Below are 21,659 nucleotides of genomic sequence, written 5' to 3'. Positions count from 1 at the left end.
GGGGTAGTGCTCGTTGAGTCTCGCAGCCGCCAGCGCCTAACCCGCCGCGATGATCGCGATCTGGCGGCCGTAGCCCGGCTCGCCGCGATGCGTCGAGCGGCGGTAGCTGAAGAAGCGTCGCTCGTCGGCATAGGTGTCGAGCCCCAGCGTCTCGACCCGCACCACCCCCGCCGCGGCGAGCCGGTGAGCGACATAACCCTCGAGGTCGAAGCGCGCGTGCCCCGCGCGCCCGTCGGCGAAGAAGCGCTCGTTGGCCACGTCGTCGTCGAGGAAGCGGGTGCGGAAGCCACCGTCCACCTCGTAGCTGGCGCGCGCGATGCACGGCCCGACCGCGGCGACGATCCGCTCGCGCGACGCACCCAGCGCCTCCATCGCCGCGACGGTGGCGTCGGTCACCCCCGCCAGCGCTCCCTTCCACCCCGCGTGCGCGGCCCCGGCCACGCCCGCCACTGGGTCGGCGAGCAGCACCGGGGCGCAGTCGGCGGTGACCACGCCGAGCGCGAGCCCCGGCGTGGCGGTGGCGAGCGCGTCGGCGCGCGGCCGCTCGGCGAAGGGCGCGTCGACCGTGGCGCAGTCGGCGGAGTGCACCTGATAGGGCGTCAGCAGGCACGCCCCCGGCGCCACCGCCGCCAGCGCCGCCTCCCGGTTGGCGGCGACCGCGGCGGGATCGTCGTCCGACCCGATCCCGCAGTTGAGCCCGGCGTACAGCCCTTCCGAGCCGCCGCCCACGCGGCCGAGGAAGCCGTGCGGCACCGCGCCGAGCAGCCGCGCGCGGAAGGGCTCGGGCGCGGTCACAGCGCGCGGCGCATCACGACGTCCTCGTCGGCGTGATCGCCCACCATGAACTGGTACGGGCCGACGTCCTCGAAGCCGTATTTGGCGTAGAAGCGGCGCGCGCGGTGATTGTCGGTGAACACCGAGAGGTAGATCGCCTGGTGCCCGCGCGCGCGCGCCTCGGCCAGCGCCCATTCCATCATCTCGGGCCCGAGCCCCGAGCCCTGCCACGGCTGGAGCAGGTAGAATTGCCGGAGCTCGATCGCGCCCTCGGGCGGGGTGAAGGGCAGCTTGGGCGGCCCGAGCTTGATGTAGCCGACCGCGACATGCCCCATCTCGACGATCTGCACCGCATAGGCCGGGTCGGCGACCTCGCGCGCCCAGTCCTCGGGCGTGTGCTGCTCGAGGAAGGTGGCGAGGTCGGCGGCGGAGTAGAGCGTGCCGAACGTCTCGGTGAAGGTGGCGCGCGCCACGCCGGCGAGGCTGGCGGCATCGTCGACCGTCGCGGGACGGAGCGTCGGGCGCGGCATCATGCGAAGCCCGCCGGGCGCGGCCATTGGTCGTGAGTCACGGCGATCACCTTGAACAACTCCCCCATCTGCTCGACCAACCGGTCGCGATCCTGTGTCACTCGTTCGCCGAGCGCCGCGGCGCGCTGGTCGATCCCGAGCGCGCGCAGGAACGCGCCCTGACCGACCGGCCCGTCGCACCGGGCGCCCGAGGCGGTGGCGACCAGCCCCAGCGTCGCCAGGTCGACGTGCGCGGTGAGGTCCTGCTCGCCCGGCGCCTCGAACGGGTTGGCGAAGGCATGCGCGCGCACTGCCTGGAGCGTGTCGCCGATCGCCGGCCCTTCGTAGCCATAGTCGATCACCAGCGCCGCGCCGCCCTGCGCGACGATCCGCGCGGCGAGGTCGGCCATCACCGCGACGCTGGCGGGCGAGGTCTCGATCACCGCACCCGGCGCGGCGTCGCGCAGCGCCGGCGGCACGATTGTGTCGGGTACCGTGGCACCCGCGATCGGCACGAACAGCGTGTCCTGGCATGCCACCAGCCGCTCGTGCCACGCGTCGGCGCGGCGCACGAGCTGGCGGATCGGCAGCGCGTCGAAGAACTCGTTCGCGACGACGATGAGCGGCACGTCCTCCGGCAGCGTGTTGAGCGAGTCGTGCCAGGTCGCGCCGGGCAGCCGCTCGGCCTGAGCGGCGCGCAGCGTCGCGCTGGTCTCGACCAGGTGGACCGACGGCGTCAGCCCGGCACGCGCCATCACGCGCAGCGCGTCGGCACTGAGCGTGCCGCGACCGGGGCCGAGCTCGACCCAGGCGACCGCGGGATGACCGGCGCGGTCCCACAGGTCGGCGGCCCAGGCGCCGATCAGCTCGCCGAACATCTGGCTGATCTCGGGCGCGGTGGTGAAGTCGCCCGCGACGCCGAGCGGGTCGCGCGTCGCATAATAATGCGCGTTGGCGGCGGCCATGAACTGGCTGACCGGGATCGGCCCACCCAACGTGATCGCGCGCGCCAGCCGCTCGGCGAGCAGCGGCTCGCTCACGCCACGCTGTCCAGCCCGACGGTGGGCTCGACGCGCCGGCGGCGGCGCGGCGCGGTGACGATCAGCGCGACGCCCGCCAGGATCATCGGCACGCACAGCCACTGGCCCATGTGCAGCCCGGTGTGCTCGGCGAAGGCGCGCAGCTGCGCGTCGGGCTCGCGGAAGAACTCGACGGTGAAGCGCGCCAGGCCGTAGCCGGCGAGGAAGAGACCGACCAACTTGCCCGGCTGGTAGCGCGCGTCGGTTCGCCAGAAGAAGAACCAGAGCAGCAGGAACAAGGCGATGCCCTCCAGCCCCGCCTCGTAGAGCTGGCTCGGGTGACGCGCCGGCTCCGGCACGCCGTACGGCACCGTGCGCTCGAAAACGATCGCCCAGGGCACGCTCGCGGGCTTGCCCCACAGCTCGCCGTTGACGAAGTTGGCGAGCCTACCGAAGAACAGGCCGAAGGGCACGGCGCAGGCGACATAATCGTGGACGCGCAGCCAGTTGAGCCCGTTCTTCCGAGCGAACCAGATGAGCCCGAGCGAGGTGCCGATCACGCCCCCGTGGAACGACATGCCGCCGTCCCACAGCCGCAGGATCGACAGCGGCCGGGTCAGCATCTCGGGCGCGTAGAACAGCACATAGCCGATCCGCCCGCCGAGGATGATGCCGAGCGTGGCGTAGAAGACGAGGTCGTCGGCGTGGCGCCGCGCCATCGGGGCGCCGGGCTGGGCCAGCAATTTAAGCAGGTACCACCAGCCGACGACGATGCCCGCGATATAAGCCAGACTGTACCAGCGCAGCGTGAAGACGCCGATCGAGAAGACGTCGGGGTGGAGCCCGAGGTCGGCGAAACGGACGTGGCCGGTGGCGGCGCCGGCACCCGGAACGGCGGCGGCGAGGGCGGACAGGATCAAGGCTTTCCCCTTCTCAATGGCGCCTGCATAAGGGGAGGAAAGCACAAACCCAAGCGGAGAGAGTGATGGCTTCCGAGCTCGACCGGCGGATGGACGCGGTGATGGCGGCGCTGACCGGCGACGGTGGCCAGCTACCCCTCGGACGGGTCGAGCGTTTCGGTCGGACGCTGCCGATGATCGCGGCCGCTCCACCGACGCTTCCCGCCTATTTCGCGCATTTCTGCCAGCAGCACCGCGACGTCGAGTTCCTGGTCGCCGGCGACGAGCGGCTGCGCTTCGGCAGCGTCCACGACCTCGCGACTCGCGCCGCGCGCGCGCTGGTGACGGGTTATGGCGTGCGCCGCGGTGACCGGGTGGCGATCGCCGCGCGCAACTCGCCCTCGTGGATCGTGCTCTACATGGCGATCATCATGGCCGGCGGCGTGGCGACGCTGCTCAACGGCTGGTGGCAGGCCGAGGAGATGGCCGCCGCGCTCGACGAGGTCGAGGTCGCGCTGGTCTTCGCCGACGCGCCGCGCGCGCGCCGGCTCGCGGCTATCCCGGGCGGGGCGGCGGTGCGGGTCGAGATCTTCGACGATCTCCAGCCGATCGAGACCGCGCTCGCCGAGGTGCTGGCGCACGCCGAGGACGATCTCGGCAACGGCGCCGGCGCGGTGCTGCCCGCCCTGACCGGGGACGATCATGCCACCATCCTCTTCACCTCGGGCTCGACCGGGCGCTCGAAGGGGGCGCTGTCGACCCACCGTCAGGTGCTGCAAGGGACGTTCAATTTCCTCGCCTCCGCGCTGATGATGATGGGTATCGCGGCGCAGGACGGGGCGCTGACGGGGCTGCAACCAGCGACGCTGCTCAACCTGCCGCTGTTCCACGTCACCGCGATGGTGCCGACGTTGCTCCAGAGCTTCGCGATGGGGCGCAAGCTGGTGCTGATGCCCAAATGGGACGCCGAAGAGGCGATGCGGCTGATCGAGCGCGAGAAGGTGACCTATTTCGTCGGCGTGCCGCTGATGAGCTACGAGATGGTCAACCACCCCGAGCGGGCGCGCTACGACCTGTCGACCGTCACCGACTTCGCCGCGGGCGGCGCGCCGCGCCCGGTCGAGCATGTCCGCCGGCTCGACGCCGAGCTGACCGGCGCGCCGCTGATCGGCTACGGCCTCACCGAGACCAATGCGATCGGCACGGGCAATTGGCGCAGCAACTACATCGCCAAGCCCGACAGCGCCGGGCGCGCCTCGGCGCCGCTGGTCGAGCTGGCGATCCTGGCCGACGACGGCACCGCGCTGCCGCTAAGGGCGACCGGCGAGATCGGCATCCGCTCCGCGGCCAATTTCCAGGAATATTGGGGCCGGCCCGACGACACCGCGGCGGCCTTCACCGCCGATGGCTTCTTCCGTACCGGCGACCTCGGCTATCTCGACGAAGACGGCTATCTCTTCATCGTCGACCGCAAGAAGGACATCATCATCCGCGGCGGCGAGAACATCAGCTGCCAGGAGGTCGAGGCGGCGCTCTACGCGCATCCGCTGGTGGCCGAGGCGGCGGTGTTCGGGCTGGCGGACGCGCGCTATGGCGAGGTGCCGGGGGCGGTGGTGCATCTGAGCGAGCCGGGCGGGGTGACGTGCGAGGACCTGCTCGCTTTCCTCGCGCAGCATGTCGCCGCCTTCAAGGTGCCCGCGCGGCTCTGGATCGAGGACGCGCCGCTGCCGCGGCTGGGGACGGAGAAGATCGACAAGATCACGCTGCGCCGCCGCTACCGCGCCGTCGCCGAGACGGAGGCGGCCGCGGCGGCGTGAGAGACTACGATCCTCCCCGCTTGCGGGGAGCGGGACCGCTCGCGAAGCGAGTGGTGGAGGGGGCTCTCCGCTCACGAACCGGCCCGTTTGCGGAAGCCCCCCTCCACCATGCTGCGCATGGTACCCCTCCCCGCGAGCGGGGAGGATTTTACAAATCTCACGCCCCCAGCGCGCGCTCGGTATCCAGCCCGGCCTGCGCGATCAGCCGCTCGGTCACGCCGCGCGCCGCGCCCGCGTCGCCGTTGGCGATCGCCTCGAACAATTCGCGGTGCAGCGGGATCGGGTCGCGATACTGGAGCGGCACGCGATATTTGAAGAAGGTGGTCCAGCGCACCGCCGCAGCGATGCTGCTCGACAGGCTCACCAACAGCTCGTTGCCCGTCGCCTCCAGGATCGCTGCGTGGAAACGCTGGTCGGCGGTCTGCCCGTCCTGCGTGCGCAGCCCCTGCTGCGCCATCACCTCGACGGCGTGGCCCATGCGCGACAGCTGCGCCGCGCTGCGCTGGACTGCGGCGAGCTCGGCCGCGGCGGGCTCGACGATCATGCGCAGCTGAAACAGGCTGCGCACGAAGCCGAGCGACGGCGCGCCCTCGAACATCCAGGCGAGCAGCTCGGGGTCCAGCAGGTTCCACTGCGCGCGCTCCCGCACGCGCGTGCCGGCCTTGGGGCGGCTCTCGACCAGCCCCTTGGCGCTGAGCATGCGCAGGGATTCGCGGATGACGCTGCGCGATACGCCGAACTGGCCGGCCAGCTCGAGCTCGCCCGGCAAGACCGTGCCGCTGGGGTAGTCGCCGGTGACGATCGCGACTCCGAGCGTGCGCGCGAGCGTGACATGCGCGGGTCCTCGACGTTCTCCGTTCGCCACTGCTCGTCTCCCTCCCGGAGCAGCAGTCTAGGCGGTCGCGACGGTGCGGCAAGTTAATTGTCTAACAATTTCCGCATCGCCGCGGGCGAGGAGCCGCCATTCTTCACCCTCATCCGCGCCTTGTCCCGGGTCCGACCGTTGTGCTCACGACGGCGTGCATCGGCAGATTTCTCAGCAAGTCCGGGATGGACGGCGAGCGCTGGTAAATCGCGACATTTCACGCCGCCACGAGCGCTGCCTCCGTCCCGGCGATCCAGCCGCCACCCAGCACGCGGTCGCCGTCGTACAGCACCGCCGCCTGGCCCGGCGCGACGCCGTACTCGGGCGAGTCGAACACCAGCCGGTCCCGCTCGAGCCGTGCCGGCACAGGCTTTGCCATCGAGCGCACCTTGGCGGTGAGCGCGCCCTCCAATGGGCCGAGCACGTTCATCCGCTCGAGCCGCGCCGCTGCGACGGCGAGCGCCGCGCGCGGACCGACCACGACGCGCTGCGCCGTCGGCTCCAGCCGCACGACGTAGAGCGGCTCGGCGCTGCCGCCGATCTCGAGCCCGCGGCGCTGACCGACGGTGTAATGCACCAGCCCGCGATGTTCACCCAGCTTGCGCCCGGCGAGGTCGACGATGTCGCCGCCGGTCGCCGCCGCGGGGCGCAACTTCTTGACCAGGCCGGCATAGTCGCCGTCGGGGACGAAGCAGATGTCTTGGCTGTCGGGCTTGTCAGCGACGAGCAGCCCCATCTCGGCGGCGATCGCGCGCACCCGGGCCTTCGGAAGAGCGCCGAGCGGGAAGCGCAGGTAGTCGAGCTGCGCCTGCGTCGTGGCGAACAGGAAATAGCTCTGGTCGCGCGCAGGGTCCGCGGCACGGTGCAGCTCCGCGCCGCCCGCGCCGACGACGCGGCGGACATAATGACCGGTGGCGAGGCAGTCGGCACCGAGATCACGCGCGAGCGCGAGCAGGTCGGTGAACTTCGGGCCCATGTTGCACTGGACGCACGGGATCGGCGTGCGGCCGGCGAGATAATCGTCGGCGAACTGCTCGATCACCCCGGTGCGAAAGCTGCTCTCGTGATCGAAGACGTAATGCGCGATGCCGAGCCGGTCGGCGACCGCACGCGCGTCGCGGATGTCGCGCCCGGCGCAGCAGGCGCCCGCGCGCTTCGTCGCCTCGCCATGGTCGTAGAGCTGGAGCGTCACGCCGATCACCTCGGCGCCGCTGCGCGCGGCGAGCGCGGCGACGACCGAGCTGTCGACCCCGCCCGACATCGCCACGACGATGCGTCGCGCGCCGGGCGCGAGCTGGAAATCCACGCTGTCCATGATGCGGCAGCGGATACTCCTTCCGGGCGCGTCGCGTAAACCGAAATGAACGAAGCGTTGCGGTGCACTTTACGCGACCTTCAGACCATCGGCGCTACAGCAGCCGGCATGTCACTCGAACCGACCCACAACGACCCGCCGCTGCTCACCGCACTGCGCCAGCGCCAGCTCGCCTCGCGCACCGCCCAGGTCGCGCGCGCGCTCGACACGGCGCAGGGCGAGCGCGGCGCGAGCGGCACGTTCAACGCCACCGCGGCAGCCGTTTTGAGTGATTGGAGCAGGCGTGAATAGCTCGTTTACCGGTCCACTTTAGAGCGTGTTCAACCAGCGTCCGTTACGGAAGAGACACAACAAGGGTCCAACGTGGCGAGGGGGAATACCCCCGGAACCGAGGTAAGGAATGATCGAGAACCAAAAAATCCGTCCGGCCAAGGTGATCGGCCCGCTCGGCGAGCCGCTCACGCTCGATTCGCTGCCGCCGGCGGACACCACCCGCTGGGTGGTGCGGCGCAAGGCGGAGGTGGTCGCCGCGGTCAACGGGGGGCTGCTGTCCGTCGACGAGGTTTGCCAACGCTACGGCCTGACCGTGGAGGAGTTCGCCGGGTGGCAGCGCGCGATCGATCGATCGGGCATGCCGGGGCTGCGGGTGACGCGGATCCAGCACTACAAGACGCTTTACGAGCGGCAGCAGAACTTCTAACCCCGACGTCCCATTTTCAGAATTACGGGGCCGGAACAATGCGCCGGCCTCGTGAGTATTCCCCGGCAGAGCCCGTCACCGTGTGGGCGTATCGCAGGGGAGTAACATCATGGGTATCATCATCTGGCTCGTCATCGGCGGTGTCATCGGCTGGCTCGCCAGCATCATCATGCGCACGGACGCGCAGCAGGGCATCTTCCTGAACATCGTGGTCGGGGTGGTCGGTGCGTTCCTCGGCGGCCTGCTGTTCACCGGCGGCTCGATCAACAACGCCCCGCTCACGATCTACTCGTTCCTGGTCTCGCTGGTCGGCGCGATCGTGCTGCTCGCGATCGTCAACCTGGTCCGTCGCGGCCGGGTGCGCTGAGCGCCTGAGCGCTGAGCCGGCGTCGCACCTGCGGCGCGCGCTGAGCTGACCGAGGCGGTCGCCCTTCGCGGGGCGGCCGCCTTTCTCGTTTTCGGGAGCAAGTGCTAGAAATCCTCCCCGTTACGGGGAGGGGGACCGCCAGCCGAAGGCTGGTGGTGGAGGGGGCTATCCACGCAGCGCAGCGTCTGTGGAGGCCCCCCCACCACCGCTTCGCGGCGGTCCCCCTCCCCGCGAGCGGGGAGGATCTATGGCTTCCGCAGCTCGCCCCACCCTCTCACTTCAGCAGGAAGCGCACGTTGAGCGTCGCGCTCAACTCGCTCTCGCCCGGCAGGACCGCGCTGTCCGCGGCCGCGGGCGCCGCCGCCATGCGCATCTGGGCGAACGGGCGCGGCGGTTCCCCGTCGCTCTCGCCGGCCTCGCCGATCGACACGATCCGCGCCACCGTCAGTCCCGCCGCCTTGGCGTAGAGCGTCGCCCGCGCCCGCGCGCGCGCCACCGCGTCCGCGCGCGCCTCGTCGAGCGCGCCCGCGGCGTCGGCGAGCGACAGCGTCGGTCCGTCGATCTGGTTGGCACCCGCGCGTACCAGCGCGTCAAGCACCGGCCCCGCCTTGGCGACGTCGCGGAAACGCACCGTCACCGCGTTGCTCGCCTGATAGCCCGTGATCGCGGGCGGCTGGTTCTCGGCGTAGCGATACTGCGGCGAGAGCGCGACGCGGCTGGTGGCGATGTCGCGCGGCGCGATCCCGGCCTTCTTCAGCGCGGCGACCACGGCGGCCATGCGATCGGCGTTCTGCTGCATGGCGGTCGCGGCCACCGCGTCCTGCGTCACCACGCCCGCGCGCACGGTGGCGAGATCGGGCACGCGCGACACTTTGCCGACCGCGGTGACGTCGAGGATCGTGCCCTCGGGCACCACGGTCGCCATCGGCAGCGGCGCCTGCGCGCTCGCCATCACGGGTAGCGTAGCGAGCGATAGCGCCAAGCCAACCAATGCCCGATTCATCGTCTTAGTCTCCCGTGGTTCAACAACTTGCGCTGTGTTGGACCGCGATGAAACGCAAGCTGAACGCGATAACTTACGTTGTCGCTTGCACAAAATGTCGCGCTCGGGCAGCGCCGGACTTGTACGCGGTGATGTATGCGGGTAATACACGCCGGCCGGAGGGGGATGGATGACGTACGAGGCTGGTACTCTGCAGGGCGAGCAGCTGATGATCGAGGACGGCACGCCGCGGCGTCGGCGTCGCTGGATCCTGATCGCCGGCATCGCGCTGCTCGTCGCCGCGCTCGCCGGCTATTTCCTCACCCGTCACAAGGACGCGCCGCACGCCGCGCCGGCCGACCAGGCCCCGACTGTCACCGTGCTGGTGCCCGGCGCGGCGGCGGTGGCGCGCCAGGTCAGCGCGACCGGCTCGCTCGCCGCCAAGCGCGAAATGCCGGTCGGCGTCGCGGGCGAGGGCGGGATGGTCAGCCGCGTGCTGGTCGAGCCCGGCCAGTGGGTCCGCGCCGGCCAGGTGCTCGCCACGATCGACCGATCGGTGCAGGTGCAGACTGCCGAGTCACTCGCCTCGCAGATCGCGGTGGCGCGATCCGACCTGGTGCTGGCCCAGGCCGAGCTGGAGCGCGCGCAGAGCCTGGTCGACCGCGGGTTCATCTCCAAGGCCGACGTGCAGCGCCGTATCGCCACGCGCGACGCCGCCGCGGCGCGGCTCAAGGTGGCGGGGGCGACCTATTCGGAGCAGCGCGCGCGCAACGCCCGGCTCGACATCCGCGCTCCCGCGGCGGGGCTGATCCTCACCCGCGGGGTCGAGCCGGGGCAGATCGTCAGCTCGGCCTCTGGCACCTTGTTCCGCATGGCGCGTGACGGTGAGATGGAGATGCGCGCGCAACTCGCCGAGAACGACCTCCAGGGCGTGCGCGTCGGCTCGGCGGCCAAGGTGACGCCGGTCGGCGACACGCGCTCCTTCGCTGGGCGGGTGTGGCAGATCGCGCCGGTGATCGACACGCAGACGCGCCAGGGCATCGCGCGCATCCAGCTCAGCTACGACCCGGCGCTGCGCCCGGGCGGCTTCGCCTCGGCGACGATCACCGCCGGGGCGGAGAGCGAGCCCTCGCTGCCGCAGTCCGCTTTGTTGAGCGACGACCGCGGCAATTACGTGTACATCGTCGACGCCGAGGATCGCGCGCAGCGTCGCGACGTGAAGCTCGGCACGGTGACCGAGGATCGGGTCGCGATCGCCAGCGGGCTGAAGGGTGACGAGCGCGTGGTGCAGTCGGCGGGCGCGTTCCTCAACCCCGGCCAGAAGGTCAAACCGGTGCGGGCGCGAGTCGCGGGCCAGTAGAGCGGGATCAGTACCATGGGCTTTCGCAACATCTCCGCCTGGTCGATCCGCAACCCGGTGCCGGCGATCGTCCTGTTCGTGATGCTGACGGTCGCGGGGATCGTCAGCTTCATCCGCATGGACATCAACGACTCGCCGGACATCGACTTTCCGGCGGTGATGATCACGATCACCCAGCCGGGCGCCGCGCCTAGCGAGCTCGAGACCCAGGTGACGCAGCGGATCGAGGCCGCGGTGCGCACGCTCGAAGGGGTGGACGAGATCCAGTCGTTCGTGTCCGAGGGCAATTCGACGACGATGGTGCAGATGGCGATCGGCCAGTCGGTCGATCGCGCCGTCAACGAGGCGCGCGACGCGGTCACGCAGATCCGCGGTAACCTGCCCGAGGGAATCCTCGAGCCCCAGGTCAGCCGCGTGAAGATCAACGACAATGATCTCGGCAGCTACAGCGCGATCGCCACCGACATGACGATCGAGCAGCTCAGCTGGTACATCGACAATACGGTGACCAAGGAGCTGCTCTCCGTCCCGGGCATGGGCGGGGTGGAGCGCAACGGGGGCGTCAGCCGCGAGATCCGCGTGATCCTCGATCCCGCGCGGCTGGCGGCGCAGGGGTTGACCGCGAGCCAGATCAACAACCAGCTGCGCCAGGTGAACCTCGACGCGCCGGGCGGTCGCGCCGAGATCGCGGGGGCCGAACAGTCGGTCCGCGTGCTCGGCAACGCGCGCACCGCCTACGATCTCGGCCAGACGCAGATCAACGTCGGGGACGGCCGCACCATCCGCCTCGCCGACGTCGCCACGGTGCGCGACCTTTACGCCGAGCAGCGCTCCGCCGCGGCGGTGGACGGCAAGCCGGTGCTCAGCTTCGACTTCAAGCGCGCCAAGGGCTCGTCCGACGTCACCGTCTTCCGCGAGGGCAAGAAGAAGCTCGAGGAGCTCGAGAAGCGCAATCCGAAGGTCAAGTTCCGGCTCCGCGTCGACGGCTCGAAGTACCCGCTGGAGCAGTATAAGTCGGCGATCCACGCGATGCTGGAGGGCGCCATCCTCGCGGTGGTCGTCGTGTTCCTGTTCCTGCGCGACTGGCGCGCCACGGTGATCTCGGCGCTGGCGATCCCGCTCTCGGCGATCCCGACCTTCTGGTTTATGGAGCTGATGGGCTTTACGCTCAACGAGATGACGATGCTCGCGCTGAGCCTGGTGGCGGGCGTGCTGGTCGACGACGCGATCGTCGAGATCGAGAACATCGTCCGCCACATGCGCATGGGCAAGACGGCCTATCAGGCGGCGATCGACGCCGCCGACGAGATCGGTCTCGCGGTGCTGGCGACGACCATGGCAATCGTCGCGGTGTTCCTGCCGGTCGGCCTCATGCCGGGCATCTCGGGGCAGTTCTTTAAGAATTTCGGGCTCACCGTGGTGGTGGCGGTGCTGATGAGCCTCGCCGTGGCGCGGCTGATCACGCCGATGATCGCGGCCTATTTCCTGCGCGCCGGCGGCCATGTCGAGCACGGCGGCGGGCCAGTGATGAACTTCTACCAGCGCGTGCTCGCCTGGACGCTCGACGAGGGCGGTGCGCCCGCGGCGCGTGCCAGGGGCGGGATGCATCGCGTGCTCGGCTATTGGCGCGACCATCGCCTGTGGGTGGTGATGATGGGAGTGGGCGCGTTCCTCTTCACGCTCTTCCTGTTCACGCAGATCCCGATGTCGTTCCAGCCCGCGTCGGACCAGCCGCGCAGCACGGTGACGATCACCATGCCGCCGGGCAGCACGCTGGAGACGACGCAGGGCGTGGTCGACCAGGTCTATGAGCTGATCCGCAAGCAGCCCGAGGTGGAGAGCGTCTACACCCGCACCTTGGTGGGCTCGGGTCGCGTCACCGCGCAGCTGCGCGAGAAGCGCGACAAGACCTCGACCGAGTTCGAGCGCGGTCTGGCGCCGCAGCTCGCCAAGATTGCCGACGCGCGCGTCAACTTCCAGTCGCAGTTCGGCTTCGGCGACAACAACCGCGACATCTCGGTGACGCTCGGCGGCGACGACCCCGTCGTGCTGCGCCAGGCCGCCGACCGCGTCGTGCAGGACATGGCGAAGATGCCGGGGCTGATCGCGCCGCGCATCGCGGGCGATCTCAACCGGCCCGAGATCATCATCAAGCCGCGCTCCGACCTCGCCGCCAACCTGGGCGTGACCACCGCGGCTTTGTCCAACGCGATCCGCATCGCCACGATCGGCGACATCGACCAGAACAGCGCGCGCTTCTCGCTCAGCGACCGGCAGATCCCGATCCGTGTCGCGCTCGAGCAGAGCTCGCGCTCGCGGCTGGCGACGATCCAGAACCTGCCGGTGCAGACGCAGAGCGGCGGCTCGGTGCCGCTGAGCCTCGTCGCCGACATCGGCTTCGGCTCGGGCCCGACGCGCATCCAGCGGATCAACCAGCAGCGCCAGCTCACCATCGGCGCCGATCTCCAGCCCGGCGTGGCGACCAGCGTCGCGCTGCCCAAGATCAAGCAGCTGCCGGCGATGAAGTCGCTGCCGGTGGGCGTGCAGGAGCTCAACGTCGGCCAGGCCAAGTGGCAGCTCGAGATGCTGATGAACTTCGTCACCGCGGTGGTGTCGGGCGTGTTCCTCGTCTTCTCGGTGCTGGTGCTGCTGTACCGCCGGCTGCTGCCGCCGCTGGTCAACATGGGCTCGCTGCTGCTGGCGCCGCTGGGCGGATTGCTCGCGCTGCTGATCTCGGGCGACGCTCTGTCGATGCCGGTCTTCATCGGGCTGCTGATGCTGCTCGGCATCGTCGCCAAGAACTCGATCCTGCTGATCGACTTCGCACTGGAGGAGATGACCGCGGGCGTGGCGCCCTATGCGGCGATCGTCGACGCCGGGCGCAAGCGCGCGCAGCCGATCGTGATGACGACCGTGGCGATGGTCGCGGGCATGGTGCCGACCGCGCTGTCGCTGTCGGGCGACGGCGCGTGGCGCGCGCCGATGGGGATCGTCGTGATCGGCGGGCTGACCGTCTCGACCATGCTCACGTTGCTGATCGTGCCGGCCGCCTTCTCGCTGGCGATCGGGATCGAGCGCCGCGTCGGCCCGTGGCTCGGCCGGCGCCTGCTCACCTATCGCCCTGGCGACGAGGGGACGCTGATCGAGCATGCGCCGCACCCGGCGATACCGGCGCCGCCGGGGCGGATCGGCTTCCACGAGGACGGTACCAGCCCGGCGGAGTGAGGGTTGCGAGGCTGATCGTTGTCCGTGCCTCTCCGTTCCCCGGCGGAGGCCGGGGCCCAGTTGGGGGACGCTGGTGGCTCCAACATCGGCCTTCCCACTTGGGCCCCGGCCTTCGCCGGGGAACGGAAGGGGCGAGCAAACGAGACAATGGCGGCCCGGCACGGCAGCATGGGTGGCATGAGCGCCGGCGTGTCGCATGGGGACGCCACCGGTGACCAAGCCACTCGCCGCTTGAACATTCGCGCTATTCACGAATTGTCCCGCTGATGCCAGCGCTCGCCCGATCCACCGCGCCGCCGCCCGCTCTGGTGCGGATGCGGCTGGTCGCGACCGGGCTGCTGGTGCTGATGGCGGGCGTCTTCCTCGCCTCGCGCGCGCTCGAGCCGCAGCACGCCGCCTGGGGCTTCGTCCGCGCCTTCGCCGAGGCGGCGATGGTCGGCGGGCTCGCCGACTGGTTCGCGGTGACCGCGCTGTTCCGCCACCCGCTCGCGCTGCCGATCCCGCACACCGCGATCATCCCGCGCAACAAGGACCGGATCGGCGACCAGCTCGCCCAGTTCCTTCGCGAGTATTTCCTCGTGCCCGCGGTGGTCGCGCGGCGGATGGGGCGGGTCGACGTCGCCGGGGCGGCGGGGCGCTGGCTCGCCAATCCGCCGGGCGCGGGCAGCCGGCTGACGCGCGGCGTGTCGCGCCTGTCGGTCGAGGTGCTCCAGTCGCTCGACCAGGAGCGGCTCGGCGGCATGGTGCGTGCGATGCTGGTGGCGCGGGTGCGCGAGGCGCGGCTCGCGCCGATGCTGGGCCGCGCGCTCGCCGCCGCGCTGGCGGAGGGGCGCCATCTGGCGGTGATCGACAACCTGATCCTCTGGGCGCGCGACGCGCTGGCCAGCAACGAGCACCTCGTCCGCGCGATGGTGCATGACCGTGCCGGATCGATCCTGCGTTGGACCGGACTGGACGAGACGCTCGCGAACAAGATCATCGACGGGCTCGACAAGATGGTCGCGGAGATGGCGGAGAATCGCGAGCACCCGCTGCGGCGCAAGGCCGAGGAGGGGCTGGCCCAGCTCGCCGAGCGGCTCCAGCACGATCCGGCGATGCACGCGCGCGTCGAGACGCTCAAGCTCGAGCTGCTCGAGAACCCCGCGATGCAGGACTGGATCAACGGTCTGTGGGAGCAGGCGCGCGCGGCGATGCTGCGTGCTGCGCGCAATCCGGAGGCGATCCTGCGCGGCGGGCTCGGCGACGCGCTGCGCCAGCTCGGCGCGACGCTGCGCGACGAGCCGCGTTTGGGGCGGACGATCAACCGTTTCGTACGTCGCGCCGCAGTGGGGGCGGCGGCGGACTATGGCGACTCGATCGTGCGGCTGGTGTCCGAGACGGTGCGCGGCTGGGACTCGCGCACGATCACCGCGCGGCTGGAGCATGCGGTGGGCAAGGACCTGCAGTTCATCCGGGTGAACGGCACGCTGGTAGGCGGGCTGGTGGGCGTGCTGATCCACGCGGTCGACGTGGTGCTGTGAGGGGAGCGGCAACGAGCGCCCCCTTTCTCCTCCTTGCCACCTAGGCGGACGCCGTTGTTGAGGTCGGAAGGCCGTGGTGGGGCTCAGTAGCGTCCCCCACAGGGCCCCGGCGTTCGCCGGGGCGGTAGCAGCGGAGCGCTCCTCCGCCGGCACCAAGAGATACGCCCGCGGAACGAACTGCGTGTCGGAACGCTTGTGGCGACATGAGCTTTGCCGCATGGGATAACAGATGACGGCGGCAGCTGATTTCAGCGAGGAGAGAGACGGCCAGGCGCCGGTGCTGCGCTTCACCGGCGACCTGTCGCTGGCGCGGCTCGGCAACCTGCCCGATCGGCTCGGCAAGGTGCAGGGCGAGGTCGCCACCGTCGACCTCTCCGAGGTCGACCGGATCGACACGATCGGCGCCTGGGTGATCCACCGCTTCGCGCGCCAGCACGACGCCCGGATCGAGGGGCTGGACGAGGACGCGCGCCACCTGTTCGAGCAGGTCGAGGCCGCCGACCAGCCGGTGCAGATGCGGCCGCAGTCGGGCTCGTCATTCCGGCGCGTTCTCGGCGAGATCGGCGAGGCGACCAGCAACGCTGCGCGCACCTCGATCGGATTGCTCGGCTTCATGGGCGCGACGATCGCGGCGTTCGGCGGCGTGATCCGCCATCCCAGCCGCTTCCGCTTCAACGCCACCGTGCAGCGCTTCGAGGTGGTGGGCGTCTCGGCGCTCGGCATCGTCGGGTTGATGAGCTTCCTCATCGGCATCGTCATCGCGCAGCAGGGCGCGGTGCAGCTGCGACAGTTCGGGGCCGAGGCGTTCACGATCAATCTCGTCGGCCGCATTACGCTGCGCGAGCTCGGCGTGCTGATGACCGCGATCATGGTCGCGGGTCGCTCGGGCTCGGCGTTCGCGGCGCAGCTCGGCACGATGCAGCTGACCGAGGAGATCGACGCGATGCGCACGATCGGCGTCTCGCCGATGGAGGCGCTGGTGCTGCCGCGCACGCTCGCCGCGATCGTGCTGATGCCGCTGCTCGGCTTCTATTCCTCGGTGATCGCGATCATCGGCGGCGGGCTGCTGTGCTGGTTCGCGCTCGATATCCCGCCAGTCGCGTATGTCGCGCGGATCCGCGAGGTGGTGCCGATCACGGACCTCTTCGTCGGCCTGATCAAGGCGCCGGTGTTCGGTGCGATCATCGCCATCGCGGGCTGTTTCCAGGGGATGCAGGTGAAGGGTGACGCCGAGCAGGTCGGCCTCAAGACCACCTCCGCGGTGGTGCAGGCGATCTTCATGGTGATCGTGGTGGACGCCTTCTTCGCGGTCTTCTTCGAACAGATCGGCTGGATCTGATGGCGCGGCGCGATACCCGCCGGCGCGACGAGCCGATCATCCGCGTGAAGGGGCTGCGCAACAGCTTCGGCGACGCGGTGATCCACGACAACCTCGACCTCGAAGTGCGCCGCGGCGAGATCCTCGGCGTGGTCGGCGGGTCGGGCACGGGCAAGTCGGTGCTGATGCGCTCGATCATTGGGCTGCAATCGCCCGATCACGGCGAGGTCGAGGTGTTCGGCGAGCCGACGCTCGGCCGCTCCGAGCATGAGACGGTGGAGATCCGCAAGCGCTGGGGCGTGCTGTTCCAGGGCGGCGCGCTCTTCTCGACCCTGACGGTCGCCGAAAACGTGCAGGTGCCGCTCCGCGAATTCTACCCCGAGCTCGACCTTGCGTTGCTCGACGAGATCGCCTCGTACAAGGTGGTGATGACGGGCCTGCCCGCCGATGCCGGGCCGAAATATCCGGCCGAGCTGTCGGGCGGGATGAAGAAGCGCGCCGGTCTCGCGCGCGCGCTCGCGCTCGACCCCGAGCTGCTGTTCCTCGACGAGCCCACCGCCGGACTCGATCCGATCGGCGCCGCGGCGTTCGACGAGCTCACCCGCGCGCTGCAGAAGACGCTGGGGCTCACCGTCTTCCTGATCACCCACGACCTCGACACCTTGTACGCGATCTGCGACCGCGTCGCGGTTCTCGCCGACAAGCGAGTGATCGCGGTCGGCACGATCGACGAGCTGCTCGCGCTCGATCACCCCTGGATCCAGGAATATTTCAACGGGCCGCGCGGGCGCGCCGCGGTCGCCTCCCAGAGCGCGGCGGCGGAGCGGGTCGACGCCGCCGCTGTCGACGCGCGCGCGCACCCGACCGACGTGAGCGAGCGGGTCACCGGGCAGCACAGCCAGGGCGGCCTCGCCGACAACAGGGCCCGCGGGGCCGCAGGGGCAGAGTGATGGAAACGCGATCGAACCACGTCCTCGTCGGCGCCGTCGTGCTGATCCTGCTGGCGATGGTCGCCATCTTCACGGTGTGGATCGCGCGCATCGGCGGCACTGAGGAGCGCGAATATGACATCTTCTTCCGCCAGGCGGTCGACGGGCTCGCCAAGGGTTCGTCGGTCACCTTCTCGGGCGTGCCCTCGGGCCAGGTGAAGTCGATCTCGCTGTGGCAGCCGGACCCGCAGTTCGTCCGCGTCCGCATCAGCGTCAACGGCGACACGCCGATCCTGCGCGGCACCACCGCGACGATCCAGGGAAGCTTCACCGGCACCAGCACGGTCAGCCTCGACGGCGCCGTCAAGGGTGCGCCGCCGATCACCTGCCCGGAGAACGATGCCGGCAACGTCTGCCCGCTCGGCAAGCCGGTGATCCCGACCAAGACCGGCGGCATCGGCGCGATCCTCAACTCCGCGCCGCAGCTGCTGGAGCGGCTCTCGACGCTGACCGAGCGGCTCACCGGCATGCTGAGCGACCGCAACCAGGCCTCGATCGCGGGCATCCTCGACAACACCAACCGGCTGACCGACGCGCTCGCCGACCGCGGCCCCGAGATTGCCGCGACCCTGGCGCAGACCCGCGTCGCGATCGCACAGGCGGGCAATGCGGCGCAGCAGATCGGCGAGCTCGCGCAGACCACCAACGGCGTGCTCGCCAACGACGTGCAGCCGGCGATGGCGAACCTGAACAAGGCGATCACCTCGGCGCAGGCGAGCGCAGACACGCTCAACTCCGCCATCGGCGACGCGCGACCGGGGCTGACCACTTTCAGCAAGCAGACGATCCCGCAGATCAACCAGCTGGTGCGCGACCTGCGCGTCACCACCGCGTCGCTGTCGGCGATCTCCGAACGAGTCGAGCAGGGCGGCGCCGGCTCCCTGATCGGGCAACAGAAGCTGCCGGACTACAAGGGGAAATGATCGTGCGATCGGTGGCCAAGACTCTCCTCGTGGCGGCGGTGCCGGCACTGCTGGCGGGCTGCGTGCGGTTCGGCGCCGAGCCGCCGCCCTCGCTGCTGACGATCGCGGCACAGTCGCAGCCCCAGCCCGGCGCGGCGCAGAACTCCGCCACCGCGCGCTCGATCGTGGTGCAGGTGCCCGCGGTGCCGACCGCGATCGCGACGACGCGCGTGCCGGTGCAGGAGACCGACACGACGATCGCCTACGTCAAGGACGCGCAATGGGCCGAGCCGCCCGCGCGCCTCTTCGCGCGGCTGCTCGCCGATACGGTGACCGCGCGCGCCAACATGGTGGTGCTGTCGCCGGCGCAGTCATTCAGCGATCCCAGCGCCAATCTGGCGGGCGAGCTGCGCTGGTTCGGGCTCGACGCGACGCAACGCCAGGCGCTGGTGGTGTATGACGCCGCGCTGACCCCGGCGGGCGCGACCAACGTGGAGAAGCGGCGCTTCGAGGCGCGTGTCCCGGTGGCGGCGATCGACGCGCCTTCGGCCGGCGCGGCGCTGAGCCAAGCGGCCAACCAGGTGGCGCAGCAGGTCGCCGACTGGGTGGCGGGGCAGCGCTGACATGCGCGCCCACGCGCGAGGCGGCTTGCGCGGGAGCGCGTGAGTGTCTAGGCGGGCGGGCTTCCGGGTATGCGGAGCGGTGGCCGAGTGGTCGAAGGCGCTCGCCTGGAAAGTGAGTATACGCCAAAAGCGTATCGAGGGTTCGAATCCCTCCCGCTCCGCCAATACGCCATTTCAACCATCCCCAATCAGTACCGAAAGCCGCTGAAAAGCGCGCGTTTTCGGGTTATGGTCCTCCCGACTGATCCCGACTGATCCCGTCCAAGCGCGGGGTATCGGGGGGGCATCAGTCGGGGTATCGATCTGGTGGAGTGGGGTACGATGGCGCTGACCGACGCAGCGGTGCGGAAAGCGGAGCCGAGGGACAAGCCGTACAAGATGGCCGACTCAGGCGGCCTCTACCTGTACGTGGCGCCGTCCGGGCTCAAGTCCTGGCGCATGAAGTTCAAGGTCAGCGGCTCGGAGAAGCTGCTGACGTTCGGCGCCTACCCGGGCGTGAAGCTGACGGAGGCGCGCGACAAGCGCGACGACGCCCGGCGCCAGCTGCGCGACGGCTCGGACCCGTCCGGCGTGCGCCGGAAGGCCGAGGAGGCGCGCGAGGCCGAGCGCGCGGCGGCGGCGCAGCTGCTGACGTTCGAGCAGGCGGCGCGGCGCTGGTGGGAGCTACAGCGCGGCCGCTGGGCGCCGGTCCACGCCGCGGACGTGATCACCAGCCTTGAGCGGGACGTTTTCCCGACGCTCGGCAAGCGCGCGCTGGTGTCGATCAAGGCGCCGGACGTGCTGACGACGTTACGCCTGGTCGAGGACCGCGGCTCGATCGAGACGGCCAAGCGCCTGCGTCAGCGCATCGCGGCCGTCTATGACATGCACAAGAGCGAGGGCGTCACCGAGACGAACCCGGCGGCGGGCATCGGCAAGGCGCTCAAGCCGCTGCCGACCAAGGGCCGGCAACCGGCGCTCACCGACCCGGACGAGGCGCGGCAGGTGCTGATCGCGGCCGAGGCGTCCGGCGCGTCGCCGATCACGAAGTTGGCCTCGCGCTTCCTCGCGCTGACGCAGAGCCGGCCGGGCATGGTCCGCGGCGTCACCTGGGACGAGATCGAGGGCATCGACTGGACGGGCGAGCGCTACGGTCCCGACCTGCCGATCTGGCGCGTGCCGGCGGCGCGCATGAAGCTGGTCATGGACCTGAAGGGGGAGGAGACGTTCGAGCACGTCATCCCGCTCTGCTGGCAGGCGGTGGACGTGCTGCGCACGATGCACCGGCTCACCGGGCGCAACCGACTGATCTTCCCGGGCCAGCGCCACAGCCACCGCCCGCTCAGCGAGAACGCGATCGGATACCTCTACAATCGCGTGGGGTATCACGGCCGGCACGTACCCCACGGCTGGCGCTCGTCCTTCTCGACGACGATGAACGGACTAGCCGTGCGGCAGAAGCGCCTCGGCGACGAGGCGGTTATCGAGCTGATGCTGGCGCACGTGCCCGAGAACAAGGTCAAGGCAGCCTACGACCGCTCAGGCCATATGGAGCGCCGGCGCGAGCTGTCGCAGGAGTGGGCGGATCTGCTGCTCAAGGACATGGCGCCGGCCGCCACGCTCATGTCAGGGCGGAGGCGATAGGCCATTGCCAAGCGGCGGCGGCGCGCCGAGGTTCACCGCTCGCTCGGAGGGGTACGAATGGCGCGCAAGTGGGTGGTGGCGGCGATCGCGATGGTGGCGCTGTTCGTCGGGGCATATTTCGGGTCGCCCTACTGGGCGGCGCGCCAGCTCTACGCGGCGGCGCGGAGCGGCGACGTTGATCGCATGGAAGCCGCAGTCGACTTCCAGGCCGTGCGCGAGAGCCTGAAGGGCCAGCTCACGGTCGCGCTTACCGAGAAGTTCGACGAGGACCAGAGCGACAATCCGTTCAAGGGCATCGGCACGCTGCTGATGCCGACGATCGTGCAGCGGGCCGTCGACGCCTTCGTGACCCCTGACGGCATCGCCTCCATTGTGGCCGTAGGCCAGCTCGACAAACCCAAGGCCGGCGAGAAAGAGAAGCCGAAGCTAGACCTCGCCTACGACTACGATTGGCGAAGCCTGGACCGGTTCGGGATCACGATACACGCCAAGGACGTGCCGGCCGAGCGCGCCCCGATGATTGTGCTGGAGCGACGCGGCCTGTTCACGTGGAAGATGATCCGCCTCCAGGTACCGAAGGACATGATCAAGAACGGCTGACCGGCGACGTTACTCGCGATCGCCGAGAGCCTCGGCGATCCGCTCGGCGCCGTCCTTCAGCTCCTTTGCGATCAACTCGACCGCGCCTGGCGCTGAGTTCGTGCCCGCGCCCAGCCGGTCGAGCGAGCGCACCAGGTCCTGCTGTTGGCTGGCGAGTTCGAGGAGGGCGTAGGCGATCGCGAAATGGCCGTTGCCCTTGCGTGCCTCGTCCTCGCAGAAGTCCTGAATATGCTGTGCCATGTTGTGCTCTCG

General features: G+C 70.1%; 21 protein-coding genes and 1 tRNA gene. 14 read left to right on the top strand and 8 right to left on the bottom strand.

Features of this window, described 5'->3' with window-relative positions:
* Nucleotides 1–36: 36 nt before the first annotated feature.
* From pgeF to lgt, 4 genes are read right to left on the bottom strand one after another with little or no spacing between them, the layout of a single operon-like run.
* Nucleotides 37–795, bottom strand: a complete 759-nt coding sequence (pgeF, locus tag FHY02_RS09095; protein ID WP_183921621.1) for a peptidoglycan editing factor PgeF — start codon at nt 793–795, stop codon at nt 37–39.
* Nucleotides 792–1,307, bottom strand: a complete 516-nt coding sequence (locus FHY02_RS09090) for a GNAT family N-acetyltransferase (RefSeq protein WP_260158616.1) — start codon at nt 1,305–1,307, stop codon at nt 792–794. Before FHY02_RS09090 ends, pgeF begins: the two co-directional genes overlap by 4 nt.
* Nucleotides 1,304–2,323 carry a class I SAM-dependent methyltransferase gene (locus tag FHY02_RS09085; RefSeq protein ID WP_409314142.1) on the bottom strand — a complete coding sequence of 340 codons (1,020 nt, stop codon included), beginning with the start codon at nt 2,321–2,323 and terminating at the stop codon, nt 1,304–1,306. Before FHY02_RS09085 ends, FHY02_RS09090 begins: the two co-directional genes overlap by 4 nt.
* A complete protein-coding gene (gene lgt / locus FHY02_RS09080; RefSeq protein ID WP_183921620.1) occupies nt 2,320–3,222 on the bottom strand; it encodes a prolipoprotein diacylglyceryl transferase in 903 nt (300 codons plus the stop codon). The genes FHY02_RS09085 and lgt overlap by 4 nt, the downstream gene beginning before the upstream one ends.
* A gap of 65 nt (nt 3,223–3,287) precedes the next feature.
* On the opposite strand from lgt, the gene FHY02_RS09075 reads away from it, so the two are divergent.
* A complete protein-coding gene (locus FHY02_RS09075) occupies nt 3,288–5,018 on the top strand; it encodes a class I adenylate-forming enzyme family protein (protein WP_183921619.1) in 1,731 nt (576 codons plus the stop codon).
* A gap of 157 nt (nt 5,019–5,175) precedes the next feature.
* On the opposite strand, the gene FHY02_RS23310 is transcribed toward FHY02_RS09075, so the two are convergent.
* The gene (locus FHY02_RS23310; protein ID WP_183921618.1) at nt 5,176–5,883 is read right to left on the bottom strand and encodes a FadR/GntR family transcriptional regulator; all 708 of its coding nucleotides are present in this window, start codon (nt 5,881–5,883) and stop codon (nt 5,176–5,178) included.
* Between the two features lie 217 nt (nt 5,884–6,100).
* Nucleotides 6,101–7,198, bottom strand: coding sequence for a tRNA 2-thiouridine(34) synthase MnmA (gene mnmA, locus FHY02_RS09065; RefSeq protein ID WP_183921617.1), 1,098 nt, complete (start codon nt 7,196–7,198; stop codon nt 6,101–6,103).
* 108 nt (nt 7,199–7,306) lie between these two features.
* On the opposite strand from mnmA, the gene FHY02_RS09060 reads away from it, so the two are divergent.
* The 3 genes from FHY02_RS09060 (at nt 7,307) to FHY02_RS09050 (ending at nt 8,265) form a co-directional block, all read left to right on the top strand.
* Nucleotides 7,307–7,489 (top strand): hypothetical protein, encoded by a 183-nt coding sequence (locus FHY02_RS09060; RefSeq protein WP_183921616.1) that lies wholly within the window; start codon nt 7,307–7,309, stop codon nt 7,487–7,489.
* Nucleotides 7,490–7,598: 109 nt separating this feature from the next.
* A complete protein-coding gene (locus tag FHY02_RS09055) occupies nt 7,599–7,898 on the top strand; it encodes a DUF1153 domain-containing protein (RefSeq protein ID WP_183921615.1) in 300 nt (99 codons plus the stop codon).
* A gap of 109 nt (nt 7,899–8,007) precedes the next feature.
* Nucleotides 8,008–8,265: a GlsB/YeaQ/YmgE family stress response membrane protein gene (locus FHY02_RS09050; RefSeq protein ID WP_183921614.1), complete on the top strand. Its 258-nt coding sequence runs from the start codon at nt 8,008–8,010 to the stop codon at nt 8,263–8,265.
* Between the two features lie 274 nt (nt 8,266–8,539).
* Here the strand turns inward: FHY02_RS09050 and FHY02_RS09045 are convergent, their stop codons facing one another.
* Nucleotides 8,540–9,217 (bottom strand): SIMPL domain-containing protein, encoded by a 678-nt coding sequence (locus tag FHY02_RS09045; protein WP_260172827.1) that lies wholly within the window; start codon nt 9,215–9,217, stop codon nt 8,540–8,542.
* A 220-nt stretch (nt 9,218–9,437) separates the two neighbouring features.
* Between FHY02_RS09045 and FHY02_RS09040 the strand changes: the two genes are divergently transcribed.
* The 10 genes from FHY02_RS09040 to FHY02_RS08995 all read left to right on the top strand — a co-directional run bounded on the left by FHY02_RS09040 (nt 9,438) and on the right by FHY02_RS08995 (nt 21,407).
* Nucleotides 9,438–10,607: an efflux RND transporter periplasmic adaptor subunit gene (locus FHY02_RS09040; protein WP_183921612.1), complete on the top strand. Its 1,170-nt coding sequence runs from the start codon at nt 9,438–9,440 to the stop codon at nt 10,605–10,607.
* 15 nt (nt 10,608–10,622) lie between these two features.
* The gene (locus FHY02_RS09035; protein ID WP_183921611.1) at nt 10,623–13,832 is read left to right on the top strand and encodes an efflux RND transporter permease subunit; all 3,210 of its coding nucleotides are present in this window, start codon (nt 10,623–10,625) and stop codon (nt 13,830–13,832) included.
* A 266-nt stretch (nt 13,833–14,098) separates the two neighbouring features.
* Entirely contained in the window at nt 14,099–15,352 is a 1,254-nt protein-coding gene (locus tag FHY02_RS09030) for a DUF445 domain-containing protein (protein WP_260172825.1), read from the top strand.
* A 229-nt stretch (nt 15,353–15,581) separates the two neighbouring features.
* A complete protein-coding gene (locus tag FHY02_RS09025) occupies nt 15,582–16,691 on the top strand; it encodes an ABC transporter permease (RefSeq protein ID WP_183921610.1) in 1,110 nt (369 codons plus the stop codon).
* On the top strand, nt 16,691–17,620 hold the full coding sequence (locus tag FHY02_RS09020) for an ABC transporter ATP-binding protein (RefSeq protein WP_183921609.1): 930 nt from the start codon (nt 16,691–16,693) through the stop codon (nt 17,618–17,620). Before FHY02_RS09025 ends, FHY02_RS09020 begins: the two co-directional genes overlap by 1 nt.
* Entirely contained in the window at nt 17,620–18,582 is a 963-nt protein-coding gene (locus FHY02_RS09015) for an MlaD family protein (RefSeq protein WP_183921608.1), read from the top strand. Before FHY02_RS09020 ends, FHY02_RS09015 begins: the two co-directional genes overlap by 1 nt.
* Nucleotides 18,579–19,184 (top strand): ABC-type transport auxiliary lipoprotein family protein, encoded by a 606-nt coding sequence (locus tag FHY02_RS09010; protein ID WP_183921607.1) that lies wholly within the window; start codon nt 18,579–18,581, stop codon nt 19,182–19,184. The genes FHY02_RS09015 and FHY02_RS09010 overlap by 4 nt, the downstream gene beginning before the upstream one ends.
* A gap of 73 nt (nt 19,185–19,257) precedes the next feature.
* Nucleotides 19,258–19,348: transfer RNA gene (locus FHY02_RS09005), tRNA-Ser, on the top strand.
* A gap of 157 nt (nt 19,349–19,505) precedes the next feature.
* Nucleotides 19,506–20,807, top strand: a complete 1,302-nt coding sequence (locus FHY02_RS09000; protein ID WP_183921606.1) for a phage integrase central domain-containing protein — start codon at nt 19,506–19,508, stop codon at nt 20,805–20,807.
* Nucleotides 20,808–20,864: 57 nt separating this feature from the next.
* Nucleotides 20,865–21,407: a DUF2939 domain-containing protein gene (locus FHY02_RS08995; RefSeq protein ID WP_183921605.1), complete on the top strand. Its 543-nt coding sequence runs from the start codon at nt 20,865–20,867 to the stop codon at nt 21,405–21,407.
* A gap of 9 nt (nt 21,408–21,416) precedes the next feature.
* On the opposite strand, the gene FHY02_RS08990 is transcribed toward FHY02_RS08995, so the two are convergent.
* Nucleotides 21,417–21,647 carry a hypothetical protein gene (locus FHY02_RS08990; RefSeq protein ID WP_183921604.1) on the bottom strand — a complete coding sequence of 77 codons (231 nt, stop codon included), beginning with the start codon at nt 21,645–21,647 and terminating at the stop codon, nt 21,417–21,419.
* Between the last annotated feature and the right edge of the window lie 12 nt (nt 21,648–21,659).

Source organism: Sphingomonas sp. BK069, assembly GCF_014193405.1.
Taxonomy (GTDB): Bacteria; Pseudomonadota; Alphaproteobacteria; order Sphingomonadales; family Sphingomonadaceae; genus Sphingomonas.
The sequence above is the reverse complement of the archived record's forward strand: the minus strand, read 5'-3'. Positions and strand labels throughout refer to the sequence as shown.